The sequence below is a fragment of the Siphonobacter sp. SORGH_AS_0500 genome, assembly GCF_031453245.1.
GTDB lineage: Bacteria > Bacteroidota > Bacteroidia > Cytophagales > Spirosomataceae > Siphonobacter.
The window spans coordinates 2301541-2326863 of the sequence record NZ_JAVIYT010000001.1; the positions used below are offsets into that span (position 1 = coordinate 2301541).

Here is a 25323-nt window from a genome sequence, read left to right on the forward strand (position 1 = left end):
TGTCTAACTTAACTTCTTTTAATGTCTAACCTTAAAGGATGGTACTAAGGAGCTAATATGATCAGCAATGCCAGAGATTATTTTATCCCAATCTGCCGCATGAAGTTCATGGCCTGTTCCTTCTAAAGTTATCCGGTGTGCATCATCGAGCTCCGCTAGCAATACATCCGTGTGTTTGTAAGACCAGATGACATCATCGGTTCCATGAATAAGCAAAGTCGGCTGTTTAATCTCCGAGACTCGCCCATAGTATCCCTCTCCGCCTTGTAGGAAGGCATGATTGAACATACTCACGTAATTAGTTGCCCGCTTGAGTTCAGTCCGGATCAGCTGTTCATGTCTGTTTTTATCAAAAGGTTTCCTACCACTCATCAAGTGGGCCCCTTGACTCATGTACTCGACCACGGCCTGCTCATCAGTCCAATCTACCTCTCCTCGCTTAGCCTGAAAAGCAACGATACGCTGGTCCATTTCCGGAATGGTGGGATCAGAATCCCCCCAAGGTCCTGTGGAGATCAACGTGAGGGACTTAACGCGTCGCGGGTATTTGAGTGCTGCCATCTGGGCGATCAATCCGCCCAGGGACATGCCCACCAAATGAGCTTGACCCAGCCCGTAACCGTTAATGATGGCCATAGCATCATCCACTAGATCGTCTAACTGGTAGGGAGGAGGCCCCGGGGTATAGGTGGTCGATTGACCCACATCCCGGTTGTCGTAGCGAATGACAAAATAGCCTTTACGAGCCAGCTGCTGGCAGAAAGAGGTATCCCACCAGAGCATGGAAGCCGTGGCACCCATGATCAGTAAAACGGTAGGCCTGCCTACCTGGCCGAAGCTTTGGGTGCATAACTGCACATCTTTGTGTTGAATCAGGCGTTCATTCATCGACTTATCGTATTAGTTAGGTATCATCTGCTGAAGCACCAAGTAAACCAGCTCCTTTGAGCAGTACACCTGCGTGAACAAAGGTAGTTTCCTCAGTAATGACCCTACTTGTATAAAATCGACATTTTACTCAGAACGAAACAGGGACCAATCCTGCCTGAAATAAGTCATTGGCGGTTGGCCAGCAAACTCGTTGACATCTCGAATAAAATGGGACTGATCCGAGTAGCCAGCCGCGTAGGCCGTTTGGGTCAGCGAAGTAGGGTGATCCATAAACAAATGGATGCTATGCTCAAAGCGAATGATGCGTGATAATAACTTGGGGCTAAACCCGGCTATCGTCTTAAAGCGTCGTTCTAGCTGCCGTTGGGACAAATAATGCTGATCCACTAACGCTTGAATGGCGAGTTGTCCTTTACTCGAAGTAATAGACTGGATGCAGCGGAGGACGCCTAGATCGCTACTAGACAGGGTTGCCAATCTATTCTCAAAAAACATCGTCAGCTGATGGATTCGCTCTGAGCTTGATCGGGCGAGGATAATGGTTTCTTCCAGATCCTTTCCGACTTGTCCCAACAAGTCAGAAAGTGCTAAATGCTGGTTCGTGAGTTCGTGGGCGGGAACTCCTAGTAGCACCCCGAGTGCTCCGGGATGAAAGTAAACTCCCACCAAACCCACAGCCTGGTGGGTCACATACTGAAAGGCTCGCTGGGTTTGAGCTTGTATACTCGCTCCCTTAAGAATTTGCGAGGTACCCGATGGATTTTCAAGTTCCATCGTCCCTTGATACTGAAAGACCAGTTTGGAAGAGCCCGAAGCGACCGCCCAATGAAAAAAGGGGGTAGTTGGAGGGGCACTACTTTCCAGTGTCCAGAAAAAATGGATGTAGTCTCGGAGCCTCGGGGAGGGCAGATAGCGTAGGTAATGCATGGGCAATGATGTTGAGCAAGCTACGAACAAGAGAGCCTGGTGAGTTTGTTAACAGTTTGCTGCATAAACCCGTTCTGATAAAAAAGTTGGTTAATAACGAATAAATTTTAGTCCAACTGCTGTTTAATCATTTCATACACATGGATTAACTGCCTTCGGCTTCCGTCGCGTCTTTTTTTCATTAAGAACAAACCAGAGCTCAACAGAGAGTTGCCTGTAAAGTTGCGTTGGGCGATTGCCAATCCACGTGTCGGGTCTACCAAAAGAAACTGTCCCCCAAAACCGTCTGCCCAATAGGTTTGTGTATCCTTATCAATCCACCACAAATATCCATAGGCATCAAAAGGCCACATGCTTTTATCCAATGTCTGGGTATAGGGTTGAAAGCTTTCTTCAATCCAGGAAGCCGAAACGATTGGCTTGCCCATCCAGACTCCCTTTTGAGATACCATCGCCCCGATCCGGGCCATATCGCGGGCACTGAGAAAAATCCAGTACACCCGGTAATCAGATTGGTCGTTTCGGATGGGCCATGGGTTTCCGTATACAACATTGGATGGTGCAAAATCCTGCAGGCCAAGAGGCTGGGCTAGGTATTTATCCATAAACCCGCCAATGGTTTGCCCGGTTTTCTTTTCGAGAATAGCACCTAACACGTTGAAGTCAAAATTATTATAAAAGAAAAAATCTCCAGGTTTATATTGATCTCGTTTCGGTCGGTTGGCCTTGGCAAAATCCGTCTCGGCTTCGGCTGGCAGATATACTCCTGATTTGGCCATTAACAAATCACGAACTGTAGCGGTTTTCTCCTGGTGGGTCAGCGGGGTTTTGCTTTCATCGATTCCTAGTTCTCCCAAAGTCTGGTCAAGACGCAGCATGCCTTTTTCAACCGCAATACCGATCAATAGATCCATTATGCTTTTTCTGGCTGAGTGACAGTTAATCAGCCGCCGGGTGTCTCCCACTTCAAGAATGATCCGCTCCTTCTGAATGGCTACTACGGCCTGAGCGTTCTGGGCAGTATCTTGTATATAAAGCGAAAGCTGCTTTTGGGTTGCGGCGGATAATGTACCCGCTGTGGAAAGGGGCTTGCCATAGCGGCTCTGCTTGTACCAAACGCGTGGTAAACAGGCGTATACGGATGCCAATACCAGGATGATCAGCGTCGCTGTAAGTAAAGATTTGACTCTCTTTTTCATAGTTGCTTGTAGTTTTGGGCGAAGCAACCATCGAATAATTAGATAAGGCCCTCAAAAGATATTTTGAGAGTAATTAACTTGGGTCGATACCTCAGAATACGGATATACCCTTACTCTTGTTTGAAGTGTTTGTTTTGTTGTACATAGGTTTTGGGTGAAATCCCGGCGATTGATTTAAAAATCCTGTAAAAGCTGGCCTCCGAATTAAACCCGCACTCAAATGCGATTCCTAGCAAGGAAAGGTTTTGTGATTGAGGGGTATCCAGCATCCTTTTCACCGCCTCTACCCGGTATTCATTAACCAGTGTTCGAAAGCTCTTGCCAAATGATTGGTTAATCACCTTGGACACGACTGACGAGCTACTGCCCAGTACATCCGCCAGTTTCTGAATAGTAAGCTCGGGATCCAAATACAATTTTTGCTCTATCAAAACCTTCTCGATCTGTTCTTTTAGTAAATTTTGTTTACTTGATTGGTCATTAGAAACGGGTGAGACAGGACCGCTTCGCTGGGCCGGCAGGAATGAAAGTAACTGCTGTTGGGAAAGCTTTGCAAGGATAACCGTGTTGTCTGCAATCATGTAACCCCTAAAACCAAGGTAATACACCAGGCTTGAAAGGTAAATGAAAAACACCTGCAAATAGACAAAGGGCCGTATCTGGAAAATCGAGAAGTTTTCCAGCAAGAAAGTTAGCCCCCAGATTCCAATCAGTATAAAGCACAGCAGCGATAACCTTCTAAGCCAATTGTAGGTGGGATAATCGGTAGTAGAGGTATAATCAAAAAGCCATTGACGATACTGATGAACTAACCTTGCCCCCATCCACCAGTATATAATAGCTGAAAAGATGGCTAAAACCTCCTCTATTTGCTTGACTAGATTAAACGAAAGGCCATTGGCAATAGCGTCTTTTTCATTTAAATCCATGGTCGATAAGGTTGCCATGTATACAGTAAGTGCATATCCCATTGAAATAGCAAAGGGGACAAAATGCGGCCAGTGCTTTCTGTTTAATTTAAAAGGGACATAAACCAGGGAATGGATGTATAACCAGACGAGTGGCTGAATGAGCAGTTCAAATGCCAGTGGGAAGTACCGAAAGTATACAGAGTCCCAAAGTCCGGTAGTGTGAATCAATATTTTCACACCTAATAAATTGAAAGTAATCAGCACTGCTAACAATAACAACTTATTCAATTGTTGTCTTTTGCGAAGGGTAATCATTGCTGAAATAATGATACCCTGGGCGATCCCAATGAGAATAATTACTTCAAAAAGGGAAAATCCGGCATTGTGACTCATGGTCAATTAGATACAAAAAATGTATTTGTATAGGCTTGAAATAAAAGCATCTATGTAGAAGTGACACCGCAAATCGGTTTTCCCAGGATTAGTTGCTGTTTTTCACTAACCCATTATGTATAATCTACTTTTTTCTAAGGTAATCCCCATTTGATTTATCGTACGTATACGTTTCCACGTACGATTGTAATAGATGAGTAGGTAAGTACTGGAAAAACGTTCTTCTCCCAGCACTTTAGCTACTTTATATCGTTAGTAAATGCTATCCAGCCCATGTCCGGGAAAAGCCTATTCCGACCCTGTTTTACAAGTGTCTGTATATTAAGTCGAGCGTTTCTGCCAATGTTTGATTTCTTCCTCAATGAAGTGAGTGACTAAGGTTCGATAGAGCCCTTCAATTATATCTGGATTTAATCCCTGCTGCTGGGCCCAGTCTCGGCGTTGCACTAGCATAGCAGTGAAGCGTTCAGGAGCACGTACCGCTGTTTCATTGGTTTTGAACTTAGCCGCTGCTTTGACATACTCAAATCGCTGTGCCCATAGACGAATCACTTCCTTATCGAGGGCATCAATAGCCTGCCTGATATCAACCATGTCCTGACAATCTTCTGGCTTCTTAAAGGGATGATCCATGTATTTCTTAATTGTATAATCAATCGTTATGTTATATTAACTAGCTGATGCTGTTAGGGAAGCAATTTAGTTGTGAATATCTTTTTAGAAGACATTTAAGCTTTCGGCTCTAGCAAGTCCCAAAGATTGCCATAGAGGTCTTCAAATACGGCTACTTTTCCGTAGGTTTCTTCTTTGGGAGGTCTAACAAACTTGATTCCCTGTTGCTGATACGCCTGATAGTCTCTTTCGAAGTCGTCGGTGTAAAGGAAGAGAAATACCCTGCCACCCGCTTGATTGCCAACCCGGCTTTCCTGAGCTTGCCCATCCGCTTTGGCTAGTAATAAAGCACACGACCCATCGCCCTTTGGAGCCACTAACACCCAGCGTTTGGTTTCGCTAAGTTTCGTATCTTCCAGCAAAGTAAACCCAAGCTTAGTCGTATAAAAGTCTATCGCCTCATCGTAATCTTGGACTACTAGGGTCAGGTGAGCAATGCGTTGATTCATATAGGATGCTAAACTAGTGATTAAATACCGGTACTGGTGGTATTTAATCACTGCAAGATCTAAAGGTAATCCATGCAAAAGGGGTGGAATAATCCCACGTTATAGGTATTCTGAATCACCTGTAAAGAGTCTGCTGGCAGTGAGCAAAGCGAGCGGACCGTTAGCTATCTAGTCCACTGTAGAGGCTTTTCGTGATAACGAACGTTTCAGTACCCGTTGTGAGTGAAAATCAAATTGTTGATTATCAGGTATTTGTGGTTTGCCTAAACTGAGTTGGCTATATAGTCCACTGTTAGTTTGCAAGGATTGTGTAGATTCAATGGTTGGTTCAATACTCGCTAAAGTTATGGACATTAACCTCCGGCTTTCCTACTTCTCCTGGATCTTGATTATAGCCTCAACATTAGTTACTCTATTACTATCCTTTGGCTTTTACTTGGGCTCTAAAGATGATTCACAGGCTGTGCTTATTGAACAGGGATGGGTTTTAATTCTAGTAGCTAGATGGATTGGGTTTTCACTGTTATCAATACTAGCATCTGTTGTGATTGCCGTTCTTGGAACGATCGTATCAGACGCATCAAGTTACAGGCAAATATTCCGAATCTCAGCCGTTTGCAACAGCATCGGAGCCTTTTTAGGAACCGTAGCTTTCGTCATAGCTATCATGTTTTGAAAATCTTCCACCTAAAACCCGGGGGTAGATTAGACGCTTTTAGCTACCGGGGAGGGTTAAATAGTAACTCTACCGCCCTTTACTTGCAAGACTGCCAGGAGGCTGATTCACCAACGATGATAGGACTAACTCCTATATGGGCTGGACAGAAGATATAGGGAGCTTCAGCATTCTCTTTCTTTTCCCGGTCTTCATCATAGTGAAAGGTCAGATAAAACACAGTGTCTGTTTTCTTAAATTCATCTGGAAGATTAAGTACTGCTGCCTGAGAGGTATAAATAGTACTCAAGTGAGCAGGCCGAGGAAGGTCCGAGCGTGGCTCCAAAAAGGTCACCAGAGAAGCTTTAACCGGGCAGTACTCCAGGGTATAACGTACCGCTACACATGTACGCTTATGAACGTTTGCTTGCTCTTTCGAGCAGGAGAAGAGGATGAAAGCAAGCAGGATGACCGATACGATATAGGATTGCATAGGCATAGACTTAATTGGTTCAGTACAGACCCTGAACTTGCATTATAGGTTGCAAGGCCGTTCATCCTAATTTCTTTTATTACTAGTCATGGAAGTACGATCTTAGATAAACTATCCACCCCTAACCGTCTGCTTATGTCCACTTACAAAGAGTTTATCAAAGTCTTCTTAGTTACCTTAGTAGGCATGTTCGTCTGCGTTTTTGCCATCGAAGTCCTCTACCGGGTTATGAAAGGGCTACCACTTGAAGAAGCCATGGCTCTCTATCAGCCTAACTATAGCCATGTGGGAGTCGCTTGTGCCATCGCTGTTGCAGTGACGTATGGAAAGAAGAGATCTGTTGCTGAGAAGTAAGTAATAAGCAATTCTCTAGGATGTAAAATTTTAAACGCCCTTTATTATCAGGTGATTTAGTTTTTATAGATTTTAGAAAAATCAAAGGTAAGCTATTGTCAAACTTTCGCTTACACCGGCATATACTAATGAGCGAATGGTTTGTTGTTATCTATTTAACTTCTTTATTTTTAAGATTTAAACCTGCACGATTTAATCTTCACATTTATGGCATACGATTTTGTGACCCACAATTGTTTTGTAATCAGTCAGGAATAACTAGTATTTTTTTGAAACCTACATGAAGCTTATGGCTCTACTGGAACCATAAATTATCAAATACACTAATGTAATTATTAATTCACTAGTGCAAAGTTGCTCTATACTCTAGCCAGTAATCCATAGGTAAGTAAGGCAGATGCCATTCTTCAGAGGATGATTTAGAGAATCTTTCAAAGCCATAGATAGATTGTCTAGTAGTTAAAGTCAGATTATGAAATTTAAACATCTGGTTTAATAATACATCGATGGAAATACTCTGAGCTGCTGCATAGCTAATCAGGTCTTTATAGTAGTTATCTAACAAATAGACATAGTATTGGGGATAGTTATTTTCAAAAATCAGCAGTTCACCATAGGCAAAGTCAGATAAGGAGTATTTATCAGGGAAAAGGCCTGAAACGAATGAAACTCCCAGAATTGGGGTTTTTAACAAGTTAATTTTTATTCGCTTGTTAACATCTATCATCATTGAAATGCTTTGAGTCTGCTATTAAGTGTAATATTCACCATCCCAAGGCTCTTCAAAACTGACGGTTGCACATGCACCCTTTCCTCTTCTTCATCTGGAATAAGGCCGAAAGTGTATCCATCAATTTGCACCTGAAATAGTTTAATTTTTATATCCTGGTACGTTACTTCGCCTAAATCAGCTACCATCGCTTCTATTTTGAGCTATAGCTTCCTGGTTGACTTCCGAAGTTACCCCTGCATACCAGTGTTTTGTTTCCAGATGATTTCCTTTACTATCAAACAGATGTATCACCAGGTATTCTTTACGGATACTTCGCCAGTTAATTCCTTCTACATGAGCTTCGGGCGTGGGCTTTAGAAATGTTGAGTAGCCCCAAAAAAGTCTGGCGTCTTTTGTCTTTCCTAGGTAGTGTGTCTGTTAATCTTCCATCTGAGCGATTGGAAGCAATTGGGGTACGGACATGTTAGGGGTATGGTGCAATTAATGGTCAGTCGTAGGTTAACCGTTCCCAAGTTTATAAAAATAGAAGAGACTCCTATGATGAATCATAATAATAGTTTCAGGAATGAACTACTATTCATTATATCTAATAGCATGTACCGATTGGAACCTTTGAATCATACGTTGTAACCGGGGACGAGTATAACGTTGTAGTAAAATAGGGTAGAAATTGAAAAGAATGTTAAAGAGAATCAGCCATACGGCATCTAAAAACGAATGGGTTAATGAAACGTAGCCCGTGATTGCTAAGACGATAAGGCCAATAACCAAATGGCCTACTTCGGCTACTCGGGAAGCTCGTTCGTAAGCTTGAAAGTCACGAAGGTTTTTTTTGATGGGCGTTTGCTGCTGCCTCAATTTCTCCCAACCACTTTTGATTAGAATCGTTCGGTACCATTCTACACCTAGCATCTGATAGAGTTTCCCCTGCTTCTCAAAAGGCTGTAAATCAAAATAGTGAGAATTCAGCTTGGGCTTGAGCTGGGATTCAAACAGGGTAAACCAGAACATGAGTCCGAAATTGAGTCCCAAGCTAAAAGCTACCGAGGTAACCTTCATATACTGAATCATCAAGCTCACGGTTACCGTCGCTAAACCAACGATAAGCAGGACTTTCATCCATTTAAGAAACATACATTGACTCGTTTGAAATGCTGTATTAACTCGATTCTTCGTATTTTATGATTGGGATTTTAAAGTCTGCTCTTTCAGATTTGCAACTTCCATCAGTAGCGTGATGATCCGAAAATGCAAGTAAGTTACGGAATAAAAATAATAGATAAGTCTAATTACTATCCTTTGCGAATCAAGGAGAGTGGGCGATTACTTTTACAGACCTTTGAGTTTTCCAAGTGGCATCGTATTTTTCCTGCAAAGAATAGCTTTCAATTTTATACTTTTAACGATGAAATTTATTGGTTTTATTACAGAACATGATCTTATAGAAGAGGCAAAAACTTTTCAGGAATATCTTACACAGGGACAGAAAGAGGAAAGCCTCATGCGTCAACTCATAAACCATTTAGAAAATGGAGCTATTGTTCTTAGCTGGCTGGGTTACAGCTTTGATGTGGTAGACAACGCTCTTATTGCACCTAATGCCTATTACACCGATGGTACTTTTGTCTGGCCTGGTTATCTTAGCTATTATTTGTCAAAATACCCTACGTTTAATCTAGATAAAGAAATTATAAACCAAGTACTTACTTATGAAAGAACGCTTCAGGCTATTAACTCAAGTAGGCTTGCCGGTATAGAAATGAAATTAGCAAAAAAGCTTACGGATGGATGTGAAGGTTACTAGTAGACGATCAATGTTGCATAAGTCGTAGAAAATGGGCTGAAAGTTTCAGATAGACTGTACTAGGGGTAGTGCTATAAATCTAAGCTGTTTGCTTAGTGGCTATGACGTTGGGAGTTACTCCTGTTCTAATCCCGTATTGGGGATAGTAAAGTTTCCCCCAACGTCCTTCCTTGTGGATGACAGATTCGTTCATCAAAAGCGAGACAATATTATTTTAGAAAGTCTCTATGCTGGAAAATAAACCGTAAAAATAGATCCTTTACCCACGACACTATAAGCGGTGATGGCTCCGCCGTGGTTATTGACTACGTTCAGGCAAATGGCCAGGCCGACGCCTGTTCCGGCGAACTCGTTTTTACCGTGTAACCGCTGAAAAACCTGAAAAATCCGGTCAAGGTATTGTTCGTCAAAACCAATACCGTTATCCTGAATATCAATTTGATGGTAAAGGGGCGTTTGTACAATGGGTTTTACAGTAAGGGGTAAATCGGTAACTTTCGTAATCTGGTACCGAATCTGAATGTTTGGAATTGTCGCATTGCCTAGCGTGTCACGACTGCTGAATTTTAGAGCATTGCTTAATAAATTCTGGAATAACTGCCGCAATTGCGAGGCATCTCCCTGAACGCTGGGCAATGGAGCCTGCTGGACCTGAGCCCCGGACTCTTCAATGACAATCGAAAGATTATCCCGAATCTGTTGAAAGACCTCATTCAGACAAACAGGTATTAATGTGATCGTGCGGCTGGAAATTTTGGAAAAATTGAGCAGGTCATGAATCAATAAAGACATCCGTTTGGCGGCATCCTGCATTCGGTTTAGATACAGCAATTCATCCTTGGCCGTAGGTTGGAATTTCTTCTTTAGCAAATCACCAAACTGCTGAATTTTACGCAGCGGCTCTTGTAAATCGTGACTGGCGATATAGGCAAACTGTTCCAGACTTTCGTTCGAACGCATTAAATGCAGGTTCAATTCCGCCAGTTCGTCAATTGTACGGGCTAGCTTTTCATTCGTATGGATTAATTCCCCATTGGCTACCGCCAGCTCTTCCGTTCGTGCCTGAATCTGACTTTCCAAAGCAAACTGAAGTTTTCGCTGTTTGGTAACATCCTGAGCGGTTCCACTGACTTTGTAGGGCTCATTTTTGGCATCGTAAAAGATCTTTCCCTGAGCATGCAAAATGCGTTCTGTATGCGTATGAACGTTTTCCAGCGTATACTCTACATCGTAAATGCTCTGGAGAAGAAAAGCTCCTGCCAGGGCTTCTTTCAGTCGAGGCACATCCGATTTCCGAACGGACTCGAAAAAGGCTTCCAGCGTGATTACTTTTTCACTGTCAAACCCATACCATTGCCGCATCCGATCAGAGAAAATGATTTCGTCCGTTTTTAAATCCAGCTCCCAGGTACCTAATTGAGCCAGTTCAACGGCACCCATCAGGGTAGCCTGAGCTTCAATGGCGTTTTGTCGTTGAACCACTACATCCGTGACATCAACGGCTACAATCAGCGTGGTGGTGTGGCCGGTTCCGGTTGCAACTGGGGTATAGTGAAATTGGTAATAACGTTTCGCAATCGAGTCAGATGGCTCATTCACAGGTAACTCGGCAGAAGTATAAGCTTCTTTACGTTGATGAACTCTTCTCAGATCCTGGATGAAATCATGCTCAGCCCAGTCGGTCAGGCTTTCCAAACAGGACTTGCCAATGAGTTCACGTCCTTTCTGCAAAAGCTTAAACAAAGCTTCATTCGCAATTTCAAGCGTCATGTCTTCTCCCGAAACCAAGCCCATGGCAATCGGGGAGGCGGTAATCAGCGTCTGGAAGCGTGGATAGAGATCAGCAGACCCATGAGAAACCGGAGCTTCTTTATAGGAAGTAATAATGAGTTTAAAGTAATCCGGTTTCCTTTCAGTATCATAGGCACACCTTGCCCTGATCCGATGAATCGAGCCGTCATCCCAAACGACTCGGGGTTCAAAATACACCTGACCCGTTTCCATGAGGGTAGAGTAAGCCGCCTGTCGGAGTAACTCATCCTCTGGGTGAAAGTATTGTACGAAAGCAAATCGGCTGAGCTGGGCCGCTGCATTACCCGTCATCAGCCAGGCATACGAGGGAGAGTATTCAATGGCATTACTCTTGAGATTAACGATACAAAAACCGACTTCCTGGTTCTGAAAAGCCAGTTCTGCTAGTTTCTGAGAAGGCTGGTGCGGAGCCATTTCTTCAATGATACCCGTTAATTCAAAAGAGTTTTCCAGTGTTAAAATCTTACCCTTCATCCGCCGCCATTGAAAAGCATCTTTCGTTCGGAATTGTACTTCAAAAGCGGAAGCAGTAGGCGTATTAGGGGTAAAGTGAAAACGTTGGATGATTTGATGATGATCTTCAGGATGGATACACGCCAGAAATTGAAGGAAGGAAATGCGGCCTTCGCCGGAGTACCCCAGAAGCGATTGGGCCAGGTCGTTGCATACGATTTCCTGCGTTGTTGGTTCGTAACTCCAGGTGCCGATTCCGGCCACCTGTAAAGCCAGTTGCAATCGTTTGATTTCAGAGTGAAGGTTTGTTGGGGTAGGCATAGAACTGCCGGATAGTTATGCTGATCAAATTAGGTGAAAAATCACATAAACATACTTGAATGTTTAGAAATTTAGATGAGTAAAACCTAGGTATTGTGAATAGATAAGTAAGGATGAGGATAAATTCAATTTTTTTCAATCAATTCAACTTCAAATGGGTTAATACCAGATCGAAGGATGGTTTGAAGAAAAGCTGTTTTTTGACGATTTAAACGATTAATCTACACTTCTTTACGCAACGGAACGCTATGATTACTCGCCGACATTTTCTTACGAATACCTTAAAAGGAGTGGCGTTGACCGGTACGGCACCATTGCTTACTCCCTTCTGGAGCGAACCTTCAAATGAACCAGAAACCATGACAGAAGACCAGAAAATAGCCAGGAAACATTATCGGCTGCCTTATCACTCGGGTTTGGGTGGGGTAGCGATTGGTAACGGATTTAAGCTTACTTCCGACAAGGATGCTGAACAGGCACTGGAAGCAGCCTGGGCACAGGGGGTTCGTTATTTTGACACGTCTCCCTGGTATGGATTGGGGTTGAGCGAAAGACGCTTTGGTCATTTTCTCAAGAATCAGAAACGCGAGGATTATGTATTGTCCACGAAGGTTGGGCGTATTCTCAAAGCTACTAAAACGCCGCCCAAAGCCCTGTGGCAAAATCCTTCGCCTTTTCAGCATGCATATGATTACACGGCCTCGGGCGTCCGCCGTTCCGTAGAAGATAGCCTGCAACGCTTAGGTCTGGACAGCATTGATATCGTGTTCATTCACGATTTATCGCCCGATAATGGAGATTTAAAAGAACGCTGGACGGAGCAATTCGAGATTGCTGCCAAAGGAGCCATGCCCGAGCTGACTAAAATGCGGGAAGAAGGGATAATTAAAGGTTGGGGATTGGGGGTTAATACCATCGAACCTATTCTAAAGACGCTCGAAGTAGCTGATCCAGATGTTTGCCTTTCAGCCACGCAATATTCGCTCATGTATCATCAGGATGCTCTGGACCGGCTTTTCCCGGCCTGTGAGAAAAAAGACGTGTCAATAGTGGTGGGTGCTCCACTGAATGCTGGTTTTCTGGCGGGTGTGGATCGCTATAATTACAGTGGGCAAATGCCCGAAGGGTATAAGCAAAAGCGGGAGAAGATCAGTGCCATTGCGAAAAAACACGGAACGGATTTGCGAACCGTCGCTTTGCATTTCTCAGCGGCTCCGTCGGTTGTTTCGGCGGTTATTCCCGGAGCACGAACGGCTCAACAAGCTTCCGAAAACGCGATTTCGATGAAAGCAAAGGTACCGGCTGAGGTATGGCAAGAACTAAAAGCCCAAAAGCTGATTTCCGAACAGGCTCCCACGCCTAAAGTGGGTTAATCAAACCAAAAGAAACCCTGCTCGCATCACAAGCAGGGTTTCGGGATTACTTACTTCAGTTACTAAAGCCTTATCACGCAGAAAAAGCAGTACCAGAACCCCTTAAATAGCTGGTAGTATGGACGATAAAAAGCCTCTTGTGTCTAAAACAGGAGGCTTTTGTCATTATACGTAAGGCGTACTTGCTAACTTTTAGGGGTATTCAGGCCGCATAAAAAATGTTGCGGTTAGAAGAGTTCTAAATCCTGCTTAAGTGCTATAATTTGTATGAAATCAGTCGCTAACCCTTAACAGATTCACGAGCTGAAAGGCCATCATTCCGTCGCTTTAGGTATCGGGAGTCGGTTGAGAATCCTCAAGAAACGTTAATTTTAAGAAAAAACAGATGCGAATAATACTTACTCTAGGTTTTCAATTCATTTTCCTTTACTCCTTCGCTCAGAAGAATCTGGTGCCTTACGTGAAACCCTTGATTGGTACCGAGAAAATGGGGCATACCTTTCCCGGGGCTACCGTACCTTTTGGTTCGGTGCAGTTAAGTCCTGATTCTGATACGATTTCGTATGAACTCAATGGCAAGTATAATGGCGAGGTCTATAAGTATTGTGCGGGGTATAAGTATGAAGATAAAACCATTGTCGGTTTTAGTCATACGCATTTCAGTGGAACGGGTCATTCCGACTTAGGTGATTTTCTTATTATGCCAACGCAGGGGAAGCTTCAACTCAATCCCGGTGTAGCCTCAGACCCAAAGACGGGCTACCGTTCGGCGTTTTCGCATACGAATGAAGTCGCTGAGGCAGGGTATTATAAAGTTAAACTCGACGATGATCATATTCTGGCGGAGTTGACGGCTTCCAAGCGGGTTGGTTTTCATCAGTACACTTTTCCGAAATCAAAAGATTCGCACCTTATTCTGGATTTAGCTTCGGGGATTTATAACTACGATGATAAAGTAATCTGGACGTACGTTCGGGTAGTGAATGATTCGCTCATTACGGGTTACCGTCAAACCAATGGCTGGGCTCGTACCCGCACGGAATATTTTGCTTTATCCTTTTCAAAGCCTTTCAAGTCTTACGGACAGAAAAATCTCGACAAGAATCAGGTCTATCGGGGTTTCTGGCGGAAGTTCGATCAGAACCATAATTTCCCCGAGATTGCGGGAAAACGCATTCGTATGCACTTCGATTTTGCGACGGCAGAAGGGGAGCAGGTGAAACTGAAAATGGCAATCTCGCCCGTAAGTCAGGAAAATGCTCTGGAAAACCTGAAAGAAGAAGTGCCCCACTGGGACTTTAACCGGGTAAAAGCGGAAGCTCAGGCATCCTGGAACAAGGAACTGAACAAAATTCAGGTAGAAACCTCTGAAGATAACCTGGTCAATTTCTATACTTCCATGTATCACACGTTCATTAATCCAACGGAATACATGGACGCGAATCGGCAATACAAAGGCTTGGATCAGGGCGTTCATACGGCGAAGGATTTTGTAAATTATACTACGTTTTCGCTTTGGGATACCTACCGGGCTTTGCATCCGTATTTTAACATTATTCAGCCTTCGCGTAATAATGACATGGTGAAATCCATGATGGCTCATTATGACCAGAGTGCTCTGAAAATGTTACCCATCTGGTCACATTATGCCAATGAAAACTGGTGTATGAGTGGTTACCACAGCGTTTCGGTAGTAGCCGATGCCATTATCAAGGGCGTTTATACGGGTGATGCCCATAAGGCTCTGGAGGCCTGTATGGCCACGTCTAATCACCGTGATTATGAGGGCATTGGGGAGTACATCGACACGGGGTACGTTCCGGCAGAAAAGAATGGGACGTCTGTTTCAAATACGCTCGAATATGCTTATGACGATTGGTGTATTGCTCAGATTGCCAAAAAACTGAATCGCCAGGAAGTGTATGAGAGCTATTTAAAACGTTCGCAGAATTGGAAAAATGTGTATGATAAATCCATCGGTTTCATGCGTCCACGGTTGGCAGACGGTAGCTTTAAGAAAGAGTTCGACGTATTGAGTACGCACGGTCAGGGTTTCATCGAAGGGAATACGTGGAATTACAGTTTCTTCGTTCCTCATGATCCTGCCACAATGATGGAAATGATGGGGGGAGCTAAGAAATTTGCTACTCGTCTGGATACTTTATTCTCCATGCATTTACCCGATAAGTTCTTCGCTGAAACGGAAGACATTTCTCGCGAGGGCATTATTGGGGGTTATGTACACGGGAATGAACCTGCTCACCACGTGGCTTACCTCTACAACTGGGCGGGTCAACCCTGGAAAACGCAGGAACGGGTACGGATGATTCTGAACATGCAGTATAAGCCAACATCCGACGGCCTGGGAGGGAATGATGATTGCGGTCAGATGAGTGCCTGGTACATTTTTTCGTCGCTGGGTTTTTATCCCGTAGCTCCCGGTTCTGATCTTTATTCGTTAGGAAGTCCGGCGGTGAAGAATGCTGTTCTAACTCTGGAGAATGGAAAGACGTTTACGGTAGAGGCCATTAACCAAAGCGATAAGCATGTGTATGTACAAAAGATTGTACTGAATGGTAAGCCCGTAACGAACTACACGCTTTCGCACGCAGACCTTATGAACGGGGGTAAACTGACGTTCTACATGTCGGCTAAACCTGTTAAAAAGTAATTTATGACAGAAAGCTAACCATTGGCTTTTGACGAAAATGCAGGGGACAGGTAGTTTACATTGGAGCTTCCCGAAAGTTTTAACCTTTCGGGAAGTTAAACGGGCTCCTGACAAAAATCTAACTTGTAATACAGATCATACCGAAAGCTAAACGCCAGCCTTGCTACTTTATAAAGTTTGATGTCGCATGGGTTTGAGATGCACCGTCTCGCGACCCTGAAGAACTTCATCGGGGATGCCTTGAACTCCGAAAACTTTATCCCAGGTACGTTCGTAACAATGAGCTGCATCTGGAAAAGTAATGGAAAGTTCAAGAGCGTGCTGGTAATAGGATTTCGGCTTTTGTTGAATTATTTCCCGATGGATGATGAACTGAGCCCCCAATACGAAGGTATACTTCTCGGGGCCTTCTAGGCCGGTCAAAGCCCGATAGTAACCCGCAATATCCAGCCCGCGGGCGTCTTCATTTTTACTCCAGGTTTTGAATAATTTCTCTCCTGCTTTATCATCCGTATCAATCAGGTGACCCAGCCATTGAAAGCCGTTTATCTGTCGTTCACCAGCGGCTAGTTCGCGTAAGGTTTTATGAAAATCGAAAGCATGGTCAAAGGGCTTTCCCTGGCAAAAAACCGTGATTTCAGCCAGAGAATCGTACTTTTCAAGAATATGATGTAGATACGTATGAGCTTCCCGCCCCACGTTAGGTAAGCGAATGCCAGACTCGTAGGTTTGGCTGGAATCTTTATGATAAACCGTCTGCTGAATAAGCTTCGGGACTTTGCGAAGCCAATTGAGATTTTCGTTGTAATGGGCGACTACTAATTCAAATTGCATCCGGCAAAAATACGCAATTCTGGTGGGAGGCTGGCATTGCTTTTTTACTTAGTAGTGTAGATCCATAACCACAAAAATAGATAAGATCATGTTTAACCGTCATAAAGAAAAACACGCTGGTACGTCGCTGGGCTCAGCCACTGCCGATACGAATTTAGTAAATAACCAAGGCTCGTCTTCAGAAGCAGGAAAGAACAGCACTATTACGCAACCCATCGAAAAACCGGTAGGCGGCCCTTATGATCCTGAAGAGGACATCATTGAAAAAGAGGCAGGATCAGAAAAAGTATATGGTGAAGATCCTAATCCAGAAGCTCAGTTTTTAAACGACGCCAATGCTACGCATGACCGTCGATATAAAGACCTGGAAGAGCGTTTCCCAGAAGATGACGAACTCGCTGGCGATCAAGCTCGCCCCGAACGTGACATTCCTCTGGTATAGTAACGTAGCTCTTTTAGGTTAATACCCCAAAGCGGTAGCAGGACTCTTTTCCTGCTACCGCTTTTTTTGTGTTGATATTATTTTAGACAAGTATCTGATAGTTAACTAATTATAGGTAAAACATTATTTGTGTAAATAAAAATTTACTCAAATAAGTAAAAATAAATAATCTGAGTAAGCGATTCAGGCCGTATAATTGTTGAAATCTTAAGCTTATGATTATATCCGTTACTAGTTTGAAGGGAGGGGTTGGGAAGTCCACCTTATCACAAAATTTAGCCGTTTGCTTTGCTCACGCGGGTTATAAAGTCTGCATCATTGACGTGGATACCAACCAGAGTACAATTCGCTGGTCGGGATTGCGTTCCGAAGACAATCCGGCCATTCCGGTATTCGGTCAGCCCGATGGCATTGAACTGTCGAAGAATGTAAAGATTCTGGCCCGGGACTATGAAGTCATTGTGATTGATGGTACGCCGTCACTGAATAAAGTAACCAGCAAGATTATCCTTCTGGCCGATGTGTTATTAATCCCGATCTTACCGAGTGGTCTGGATATGTGGGCGACGGGAACAATTCATGGAGCGTTACCAGGATGCAGTTCATGAAAAAGAAGCTCCCATTCCGGCGTACTTCATTCTAAACCAATTTCAGTCAAACATTAACCTGGCCAAAGAAGTTAGAGATGTGCTGGAAGATTCATCAATTCCAGTTTTTCAAACTACCTTAGGTACCCGAACCGCTTACCGCGAAGCCGTCATTAAAGGCGTAGGCGTAGTGGAATACAAAGATCCGAAAGCGAAAACGGAGCTGGTAAACCTCTTTAATGAGTTAATTAAATATGTAGAAGTTGTAAATAATTAATTAAGGTATGGCAAAAGAATCGGTAGGCTTAAAAGGGACATTGGGCCTGGCTCCCAAAATCGCCGTTAAATCATCCACTATCGACATCGATAAAACGGAGAAAGATGTAAAGAATATTCACTCTACTAAAATTGAATTGACTCGAATTAGTGTCGATATGCCAAAAGCCCTATTCAAGAAAATGAAGATCAAAGTGGCCGAAGATGAAATGACAGTTCGGGATTACGTATTGAAACTTATCGAAGAAGACTTGAATAAGTAGGCATTTATGATACGAGTTAGGTATCAGGAGGAGGTCTGAGATAGAAGCATCTCAGACCTTTTTTATTTAAAAATTTAGGTGGAGATAACCGCCATTATTAGCCTTTGGTATCATTTTAAGAACAGCTTCAGATTGGAAAGTTGTGAGGAGTCGTGGAAACACTGGGGACTTTTGTGTAAGAAACGCAATAATATTTATTGAAAAAGTACAGTGGTATAGGTCTTTTATCAAGATAAGTGACGATTAGTCGTCCCTATGCAACAAAACCTCAAATTAGTAAAATCATGAACAATCAATCGCAACAAGGTGGCCGTCAACAAGGTCAGCAAAACGATCAGAATCAGGAAAATCGTCAATCCCAACAATCTGGACAACAGAGTGGTCGTCAGCAAGGAATGGACCAAGGTCAGCAGCACCAGGAAGACAGCACTCGTCGTCAGGATCAAAACCAAGATCAGAACCGTGACCGCGAACAAAGTCGCCAGTCTGACCGGGTATAAAAGATAACTCAGTAAAAAGCAAAAGAGGGCCTTCGTTTAACGAGAGCCCTCTTTTACTTAATAAGCAATGATTACTGCTACTCCACTACAAAATAAAACGGTTAATCACATTCTCCAGGTATTCCTGACGACCAGAACGGGTTTCTGGTTCGCCTAATTCTACGGCCAGATTGCGTAAATCCGTCAGGTTTAATTTACCTTCTTCGTATTCTTTCCCTTTACCCGAATCAAAGCTGGCGTAACGATCCGTACGAATCTTCTTGTAATCGGAAGAAGTCAGGATTTTATCAGCGATGATGAATGATTTTGCGAAAATGTCCATCGCCCCTACGTGAGCGTAGAACAGATCGGCAGGATCCGTTGAGTTACGACGACGTTTGGCATCGAAGTTTACGCCACCGCCCTGCAATCCACCTGATTCCAGCAAGATCAGGGCAGACTCCGTCAGTTCATAAATATCGTTCGGAAACTGATCTGTATCCCAACCATTCTGGTAATCACCCCGGTTGGCATCGATGCTACCTAGCATACCCGCGTCAGCAGCAACTTGTAACTCGTGTGAGAACGTATGGCCCGCCAGAGTCGCGTGGTTTACTTCCAGGTTCAATTTGAAGTCGTTCAGTAAATCGTACTGACGCAGGAAGCCGATTACCGTTGCCGCGTCGAAATCATACTGGTGTTTGGTAGGCTCCATAGGCTTAGGTTCGATGAAGAACGTACCTTTAAAGCCCTGGCTACGAGCGTAATCTTTCGCTGTGTGCAGGAATTTTGCCATGTGCTCCTGCTCACGTTTCATGTCCGTGTTCAGTAAAGTCATGTACCCTTCACGACCACCCCAGAATACGTAGTTTTCACCACCTAAAGCAATCGTTGCGTCAATGGCTCCTTTCACCTGAGCACCCGCGTGAGCCAGAACTGCAAAATCAGGGTTGGTAGAAGCTCCGTTCATGTAACGCGGATTCGAGAATACGTTCGCTGTACCCCAAAGCAACTTCGTACCTGATTCGGCCATTTTACCTTTGGCATAATCCACCCAGGTTTGCAGACGACCTTCGAATTCTACGACATTATTGGTGTAATCAGCCACGTCAACGTCGTGAAAACAGAAATAGGGCAGCCCTAATTTCGTAGTAAACTCGAACGCCGCGTCAGCTTTATCTTTCAGGCGTTGAATGGGATCAGAAGAGCTATCCCAGGGATATACGTGCGTGCCGGGACCGAAGGGATCGGAGCCATCACCCACGAGGGTGTGCCAGTAAGCCATAGCAAACTTGAAGTGCTCTTTCAGGGTTTTACCTGCTACCACCCGATTTTCATCATACCAGCGGAATGCCAGTGGATTATCTGATTCGGGACCTTCGTAGTTAATCTTCCCGATGCCGGGAAAATATTCCTTTTCGCCTAATAAAACGGCCATGATTTAATCGTTTAAGGTTAAACTAATTAACGTATAAAGACGAATCGTTTCGGACCCGTCGGGTATCATTTACTTCTGTAAAAACTTTTCCAGAATGGACTGCCAGTGAGCATAATATTCCTGATACTGCTCCGCTTTAGAAGCGTCAGGCTCAATGGTAGCCAGTTTGGTTAGCTTCGTGAACGCTTCTTTAGGAGCTTCGAAGTAACCCAGTCCAATACCTGCTCCGAGAGCGGCACCTTTGGCTCCGTCAGTATCGTATAACTCCACCGGAGTTTGGGTCACATTCACGAAAGATTCGGTGAACACGTCACTTAGGAACATATTGGCCTTACCCGCCCGAACTACCTTTGCCGGACTGCCCATGTCGGCCATGATATCCATGCCGTACTTGAGCGAAAACGCAATTCCTTCCTGAGCGGCCCGGAAAACGTGACTGCGGGTATGAATGTTAAAATCCAGACCTGAGAACGTGCTCGATACCGTGCGGTTTTCAAGCACCCGTTCGGCCCCGTTGCCGAAGGGTAATACCCGAACGCCTTCGCTGCCCGCTGGAATAGTGGCGGCCAGTTGATTCAACTGACTGTAAGTCAAGCCCGAGCCAAATTGGTCCCGTACCCATCGATTCAGAATGCCCGTTCCGTTGATGCAGAGTAAAATGCCTAGGCGAGTCTGATCATTTCGCTGGTGGTTGACGTGAGCGAAGGTGTTCACCCGACTTTTGGGGTCGTAAGCCACCTGATCCGTTACGGCGTACACCACACCGGAAGTTCCGGCGGTTGCCGCAAATTCGCCCGGTTCCAGAACGTTTAGCGAAAGTGCATTATTAGGCTGATCGCCTGATTTATAAGTAACGGGAATACCCGCTTTTAGCCCCAATAAATCCGCTACTGAACTGCGTAACTCGCCATGATTAGAGAAAAGCGGATTCAATTTGGGTAACACCGATTTCGGGAAGCCGAAGGCATTCATTACTTCCTCCGAAACAGCATTATTCTGAAAATCCCAGAAAATACCTTCCGACAGAGCCGAATTAGAAGTGGTAATACTGCCCGTCAGCATCATAGCGATGTAATCGCCGGGTAGCATGATCTGATAAACGCTTCCGTATACCTGGGGTTCGTTTTCCTTCACCCAAGCCAATTTGGCGGCGGTGAAATTACCAGGCGAGTTCAGTAAATGGCTCAAAGCTTTTTCCGTACCAATTTTCTGAAAGGCTTGTTCGCCGTAGGAGACAGCCCGGCTGTCGCACCAGATGATGGACGGACGAAGCACCTGTTCGTTGCGATCCACCAGGACCAGACCGTGCATCTGATACGCAATCCCAATGGCGGCGATGTCCTTCGGATGGTAAGTTCCCGTGGCGTTTGCCTTTAAAATAGCCTGTTGCACGCAATGCCACCACATCGAAGGGTCCTGTTCGGCAAAACCGGGCTTGGGCGTAGAAATCGGGTTTTCAAGATCGGGGTAGGAAGCTGAAGCCACCACTTGCTGACTATCTGCGTCAACGATTGAAACCTTAATTGAAGACGTACCAACGTCAATTCCTAGAAGAAGCATCGCTAGAGATGAATTATACTGCAAGTAGTGTCAAATTGACAATAATAACAAGTGAATCGGTTAAAAGCTGACGTAAATTTTGATAATAAAAAAAGAATTTATGGTAATATTTTGAAAATCAGGCCCCATTACTGCGGATCTTATCGAGGTGTTCATAGGCAGAAAAGACAGTTTAATCCACTTGCGAAGCCGTTTATCTTTTAATAGCTTTGACTGACTGATGGATTCATTTACATTCGTCAGTAATCAATGAAGCTAACCTTCTAACTCACCACTATGGGTATTTTTGATTTCATTCGGAACGAATTTATCAATGTCATTGAATGGGTAGATGATACTCAGGATACGATCATCTGGAAGTTTCCTGACAAAGGAAACGATATTAAGTATGGAGCTCAGTTAACGGTTCGGGAAAGTCAGGTTGCGATTTTCATGAATGAAGGGCAGATTGCTGATGTCTTTCTGCCGGGTCGGCACGAGCTTACCACGGCGAACATGCCAATTCTGACGACATTACGTTCCTGGAAATACGGCTTTGAATCGCCCTTCAAGGTAGACGTGTATTACGTCAACACGAAGCAGTTTACCAACATGAAATGGGGAACGGCGAACCCGATTATTGTCCGCGATCCTGAGTTTAAACAAGTTCGGATTCGGGCTTTTGGTACGTATACCTTCCGGGTAAAAGAGCCGAAGAAATTTCTGAAGGAATTTTCGGGAACAAATCCGCAGGTGCGGGTAGGGGATCTGGAAGAACAGTTACGTTCGGCTATCTTCTCCAAATTTTCGGATGCCATTGCCGAAGCCAACGTTTCGGTGCTCGATCTGGCTCGTAACTACACCGAACTCGGCGGAAAGTTGTTACCCATCCTGACGGAAGATTTCGATCAATACGGGTTAGAAATCGTCAAGTTCTACATTGAGAATACGTCATTACCTCCCGAAGTCGAGGCTTTCCTCGACAAAACCCACGCAGATGAATATGGTGGGAGACATGGCCCGATTCCAGCAGTTTCAGGCGGGTGTTTCCATCGAAAAGGCTGCTGAAAACTCAGGTGCTGCCGCTAGTATCGTCGGGATGAATCTGGGAGGAATGATGTCAGGGGCGGCGGCCACTCCAGCTTCTTCGGGGGCGGCCCAGTCGAAGGAAGATATTATGGGTTTATTGAAGCAGTTAGGGGAGTTGAAAACCGCCGGAATTCTGACGGAAGAAGAGTTCTCCGCCAAGAAAGCGGAGTTATTAGCTAAGTTATAATGATTCAGATTGCCTCTAAACAAACCCAGCCTCCGAGCAATCGGAGGCTGGGTTTGTTTAGAACAGTTTCGTCCAGGCAAATCGTATCAACAATAGTAATAAAACGAAACCCATAACGAGGTAACTGAACGGAATGTAGGTGACAGCGTAAAAATGAAGTCGATCTAGCAGGAATAGCACACCGATTAAGGCCGCAATCAGGGTCAGAAATCCAGAGAGTTTTCCAAAACCCGGAATGTATTCAAAAGGAATTTTTTGCCGGATGATCCAGAGCGTGGCAACCATGCTGAGAATGGGCAAAAACTGCGTAATCAGATTCAATGACCAGATGCTCTGCCGTTCAAAAAGAAAGAGATACAGGTTCAGCGTCACCGCAAAAACGCCCGGAATGGCCGAAGCAAAAACCAGTCCCATGTACACATATCGCCAGCGTAGAATCTCGGGAGCCGTTTGACCCGACCAAAGATTCGTAACCAAAGCCAGTAATGGTAAACAGCTCAGAAAGAGAGCAAAAGGGGCAGGGTTTTGCGAGATGTACCGAAAGAGTTCCTGAAGCGTCATGGGGCAAAAATAAGGGAATAACTTATTGGAAGCTTGTCTAAAATCACTACCGCCTGCCGCTGCCAGCTTTTTCGCTGGCAGCATGAGCTGGAAGAGGTGAGTTTTGCTGACAGCGAAAAAGCTGGCAGCGGCGGAGAAATAACTCAGTTTCTTAGGAGAATCCGACGGTTATAAATTCCAAAAGGTATCTTAGAAAAATACAAAATCCCCGAAATTGTTTCGGGGATTTTTGATGGGCCAGGTACGTTTGTTACCGAAGAACTCTTGAACCATCAGGCTGTCCTTACGATCAATACTCGGAAAAACCGGGAAGATTACTTCCTGCCAAGTATCCAGATCTTAAAGCGATTATTACCTAAGACTATCATTTAGGCAAGTCTAACAGGAAACCAATGGTGAAGTTAGCATCCCAGTCAAACACAAACTGCTCGCAACCCGTAGCATCTGCAATCGCTTTGTAGATATTAATACCGGCTTTGGTCTTTGCATTTTCCATTTTATAGGCGTCGGGAGCGTCCAGTACGGTATAACGTTCTTTTCCTTTACGAACGGCCTTGGCTAATTCAAAAGGTACGCCACCAATGATGAAACAGGTTTTCCGCTGAGCACTTGGCACTTGCTTGGCCTTTGCTTTTACTTCTGAATACACCTGCTCATCGTTTTTACCCTCCTGGAAGTATTTTGAACCGTAGCTTTCCAAAGCCGTCGTTTTATTATCTGTTTTCCAGGAAATCTTGGTATTCCCCGATCCAATATCTACCACAAAGGCAGAGCTGTAGAAATCGGCGGGTAATACACTGCGAAGAGCCAGACGACCTTCTTCTTCAGGGGTTACGGTGTTTACAAAGTAATTCAGCGACTTTAACGCCCGGATGATTTTCTGAGTAACATCGGCTTTCACCGCACCGGAGCTCACTACAAAGTGAATGTCTTTGCTACTCACCCCGTAATCAAGCATGCCGCCAATGTATTTTTTGAGACCCGCCCGAACGTCTTCGTCCATGGCCATATTCTCAATAACCAGGCTATTGCCAAACTCTGATTTTTCCAGTTTCCAGTTTTTGTTCGCATCGATCCGAACAATGAAAGAGTTAAATCCGCTGGCTCCTAACTCTACTACGCCTTTCAGGGTTCCGCCAGTAGGCTGGGGAGCTTCGTAGTCAAAGCTGCGTTTGGAAGAAACAGCGGCGTCTGAATTCGATGAAGTTGAGCTTTCTTCAGAAGCAGAACCCTCCGCTGACGCACTGGTTTCGCCCGACTCCGAACGATGTCCCACTTGCTCCGTCTGATTTTTCTGAAGTGATTTCAGGAGATCGACACCTCCGACGTATTTAAATCCAAAGTAAATGGCTGCCAGAATCAGGACGGTAATCAGCAGCCGTCCGGTTACGGTTAGTCGTTGCATAAATGATGAGATAGAAGGGTATTGAAATTCGTTTAAAGGGGTTTTAGTTGGTTTGAAAGTTTGATCTAGTGGAAGAGATGTGATCGTGTTTGAAAGTTTAATAAGGTTTGAA

26 protein-coding genes are annotated in these 25323 nt (G+C 44.4%); 11 read left to right on the forward strand and 15 right to left on the reverse strand.

The genetic code is table 11. The features are described from left to right. Positions 1-18 precede the first annotated feature (18 nt). The 7 genes from estT to QE357_RS09765 form a co-directional block, all read right to left on the reverse strand. Positions 19-888: a macrolide hydrolase EstT gene (estT, locus tag QE357_RS09735; protein WP_309707045.1), complete on the reverse strand. Its 870-nt coding sequence runs from the start codon at positions 886-888 to the stop codon at positions 19-21. A 126-nt stretch (positions 889-1014) separates the two neighbouring features. Continuing rightward, entirely contained in the window at positions 1015-1818 is an 804-nt protein-coding gene (locus QE357_RS09740; protein WP_309707047.1) for a helix-turn-helix domain-containing protein, read from the reverse strand. A 107-nt stretch (positions 1819-1925) separates the two neighbouring features. Beyond that, a complete protein-coding gene (locus tag QE357_RS09745) occupies positions 1926-3017 on the reverse strand; it encodes a serine hydrolase (RefSeq protein ID WP_309707049.1) in 1092 nt (363 codons plus the stop codon). A 110-nt stretch (positions 3018-3127) separates the two neighbouring features. After that, entirely contained in the window at positions 3128-4321 is a 1194-nt protein-coding gene (locus QE357_RS09750) for an AraC family transcriptional regulator (RefSeq protein ID WP_309707051.1), read from the reverse strand. Between the two features lie 321 nt (positions 4322-4642). After that, positions 4643-4954, reverse strand: coding sequence for an isochorismate lyase (locus QE357_RS09755; RefSeq protein ID WP_309707053.1), 312 nt, complete (start codon positions 4952-4954; stop codon positions 4643-4645). Positions 4955-5049: 95 nt separating this feature from the next. Continuing rightward, the gene (locus tag QE357_RS09760) at positions 5050-5442 is read right to left on the reverse strand and encodes a VOC family protein (protein ID WP_309707055.1); all 393 of its coding nucleotides are present in this window, start codon (positions 5440-5442) and stop codon (positions 5050-5052) included. A 755-nt stretch (positions 5443-6197) separates the two neighbouring features. Continuing rightward, positions 6198-6590, reverse strand: coding sequence for a hypothetical protein (locus QE357_RS09765; RefSeq protein WP_309707057.1), 393 nt, complete (start codon positions 6588-6590; stop codon positions 6198-6200). Positions 6591-6725: 135 nt separating this feature from the next. Between QE357_RS09765 and QE357_RS09770 the strand changes: the two genes are divergently transcribed. Further along, positions 6726-6944 carry a hypothetical protein gene (locus tag QE357_RS09770; RefSeq protein WP_309707059.1) on the forward strand — a complete coding sequence of 73 codons (219 nt, stop codon included), beginning with the start codon at positions 6726-6728 and terminating at the stop codon, positions 6942-6944. Between the two features lie 343 nt (positions 6945-7287). On the opposite strand, the gene QE357_RS09775 is transcribed toward QE357_RS09770, so the two are convergent. Together QE357_RS09775 and QE357_RS09780 are read right to left on the reverse strand one after the other, a co-directional pair. Further along, complete coding sequence (locus QE357_RS09775) at positions 7288-7674, reverse strand: hypothetical protein (protein ID WP_309707061.1); 387 nt, start codon at positions 7672-7674, stop codon at positions 7288-7290. A 576-nt stretch (positions 7675-8250) separates the two neighbouring features. After that, positions 8251-8811, reverse strand: coding sequence for a hypothetical protein (locus QE357_RS09780; RefSeq protein WP_309707063.1), 561 nt, complete (start codon positions 8809-8811; stop codon positions 8251-8253). A 271-nt stretch (positions 8812-9082) separates the two neighbouring features. On the opposite strand from QE357_RS09780, the gene QE357_RS09785 reads away from it, so the two are divergent. Next, entirely contained in the window at positions 9083-9481 is a 399-nt protein-coding gene (locus tag QE357_RS09785) for a hypothetical protein (RefSeq protein ID WP_309707065.1), read from the forward strand. A gap of 225 nt (positions 9482-9706) precedes the next feature. Here the strand turns inward: QE357_RS09785 and QE357_RS09790 are convergent, their stop codons facing one another. After that, complete coding sequence (locus tag QE357_RS09790; RefSeq protein WP_309707067.1) at positions 9707-12067, reverse strand: ATP-binding protein; 2361 nt, start codon at positions 12065-12067, stop codon at positions 9707-9709. A gap of 248 nt (positions 12068-12315) precedes the next feature. On the opposite strand from QE357_RS09790, the gene QE357_RS09795 reads away from it, so the two are divergent. Both QE357_RS09795 and QE357_RS09800 read left to right on the forward strand, forming a co-directional pair. Beyond that, entirely contained in the window at positions 12316-13440 is a 1125-nt protein-coding gene (locus QE357_RS09795) for an aldo/keto reductase (RefSeq protein WP_309707069.1), read from the forward strand. A gap of 385 nt (positions 13441-13825) precedes the next feature. Beyond that, the gene (locus QE357_RS09800) at positions 13826-16111 is read left to right on the forward strand and encodes a GH92 family glycosyl hydrolase (RefSeq protein ID WP_309707071.1); all 2286 of its coding nucleotides are present in this window, start codon (positions 13826-13828) and stop codon (positions 16109-16111) included. A gap of 168 nt (positions 16112-16279) precedes the next feature. Here the strand turns inward: QE357_RS09800 and QE357_RS09805 are convergent, their stop codons facing one another. After that, entirely contained in the window at positions 16280-16945 is a 666-nt protein-coding gene (locus QE357_RS09805; RefSeq protein WP_309707073.1) for a DUF3431 domain-containing protein, read from the reverse strand. A gap of 88 nt (positions 16946-17033) precedes the next feature. On the opposite strand from QE357_RS09805, the gene QE357_RS09810 reads away from it, so the two are divergent. The 5 genes from QE357_RS09810 (at position 17034) to QE357_RS09830 (ending at position 19013) form a co-directional block, all read left to right on the forward strand. Further along, complete coding sequence (locus QE357_RS09810; protein ID WP_309707075.1) at positions 17034-17387, forward strand: hypothetical protein; 354 nt, start codon at positions 17034-17036, stop codon at positions 17385-17387. 215 nt (positions 17388-17602) lie between these two features. Next, a complete protein-coding gene (locus tag QE357_RS09815; RefSeq protein WP_309707077.1) occupies positions 17603-17995 on the forward strand; it encodes an AAA family ATPase in 393 nt (130 codons plus the stop codon). Beyond that, positions 17967-18251, forward strand: a complete 285-nt coding sequence (locus QE357_RS09820; protein ID WP_309707079.1) for a hypothetical protein — start codon at positions 17967-17969, stop codon at positions 18249-18251. The genes QE357_RS09815 and QE357_RS09820 overlap by 29 nt, the downstream gene beginning before the upstream one ends. Positions 18252-18258: 7 nt before the next feature. Further along, positions 18259-18513, forward strand: coding sequence for a hypothetical protein (locus QE357_RS09825; protein WP_106634945.1), 255 nt, complete (start codon positions 18259-18261; stop codon positions 18511-18513). A gap of 284 nt (positions 18514-18797) precedes the next feature. Further along, positions 18798-19013: a hypothetical protein gene (locus tag QE357_RS09830; RefSeq protein ID WP_106635050.1), complete on the forward strand. Its 216-nt coding sequence runs from the start codon at positions 18798-18800 to the stop codon at positions 19011-19013. Between the two features lie 85 nt (positions 19014-19098). On the opposite strand, the gene xylA is transcribed toward QE357_RS09830, so the two are convergent. Together xylA and QE357_RS09840 are read right to left on the reverse strand one after the other, a co-directional pair. Continuing rightward, positions 19099-20430, reverse strand: coding sequence for a xylose isomerase (gene xylA, locus QE357_RS09835; protein ID WP_309707082.1), 1332 nt, complete (start codon positions 20428-20430; stop codon positions 19099-19101). 69 nt (positions 20431-20499) lie between these two features. Then, a complete protein-coding gene (locus QE357_RS09840) occupies positions 20500-21990 on the reverse strand; it encodes an FGGY family carbohydrate kinase (RefSeq protein WP_309707084.1) in 1491 nt (496 codons plus the stop codon). Between the two features lie 276 nt (positions 21991-22266). On the opposite strand from QE357_RS09840, the gene QE357_RS09845 reads away from it, so the two are divergent. Together QE357_RS09845 and QE357_RS09850 are read left to right on the forward strand one after the other, a co-directional pair. Further along, positions 22267-23037, forward strand: coding sequence for an SPFH domain-containing protein (locus tag QE357_RS09845; RefSeq protein ID WP_309707086.1), 771 nt, complete (start codon positions 22267-22269; stop codon positions 23035-23037). Further along, complete coding sequence (locus tag QE357_RS09850) at positions 22985-23245, forward strand: SHOCT domain-containing protein (protein WP_309707088.1); 261 nt, start codon at positions 22985-22987, stop codon at positions 23243-23245. The genes QE357_RS09845 and QE357_RS09850 overlap by 53 nt, the downstream gene beginning before the upstream one ends. Positions 23246-23302: 57 nt before the next feature. Here the strand turns inward: QE357_RS09850 and QE357_RS09855 are convergent, their stop codons facing one another. Continuing rightward, positions 23303-23890 carry a hypothetical protein gene (locus QE357_RS09855; RefSeq protein ID WP_309707090.1) on the reverse strand — a complete coding sequence of 196 codons (588 nt, stop codon included), beginning with the start codon at positions 23888-23890 and terminating at the stop codon, positions 23303-23305. Between the two features lie 280 nt (positions 23891-24170). Further along, positions 24171-25211: a hypothetical protein gene (locus tag QE357_RS09860; protein WP_309707092.1), complete on the reverse strand. Its 1041-nt coding sequence runs from the start codon at positions 25209-25211 to the stop codon at positions 24171-24173. Positions 25212-25323 lie beyond the last annotated feature (112 nt).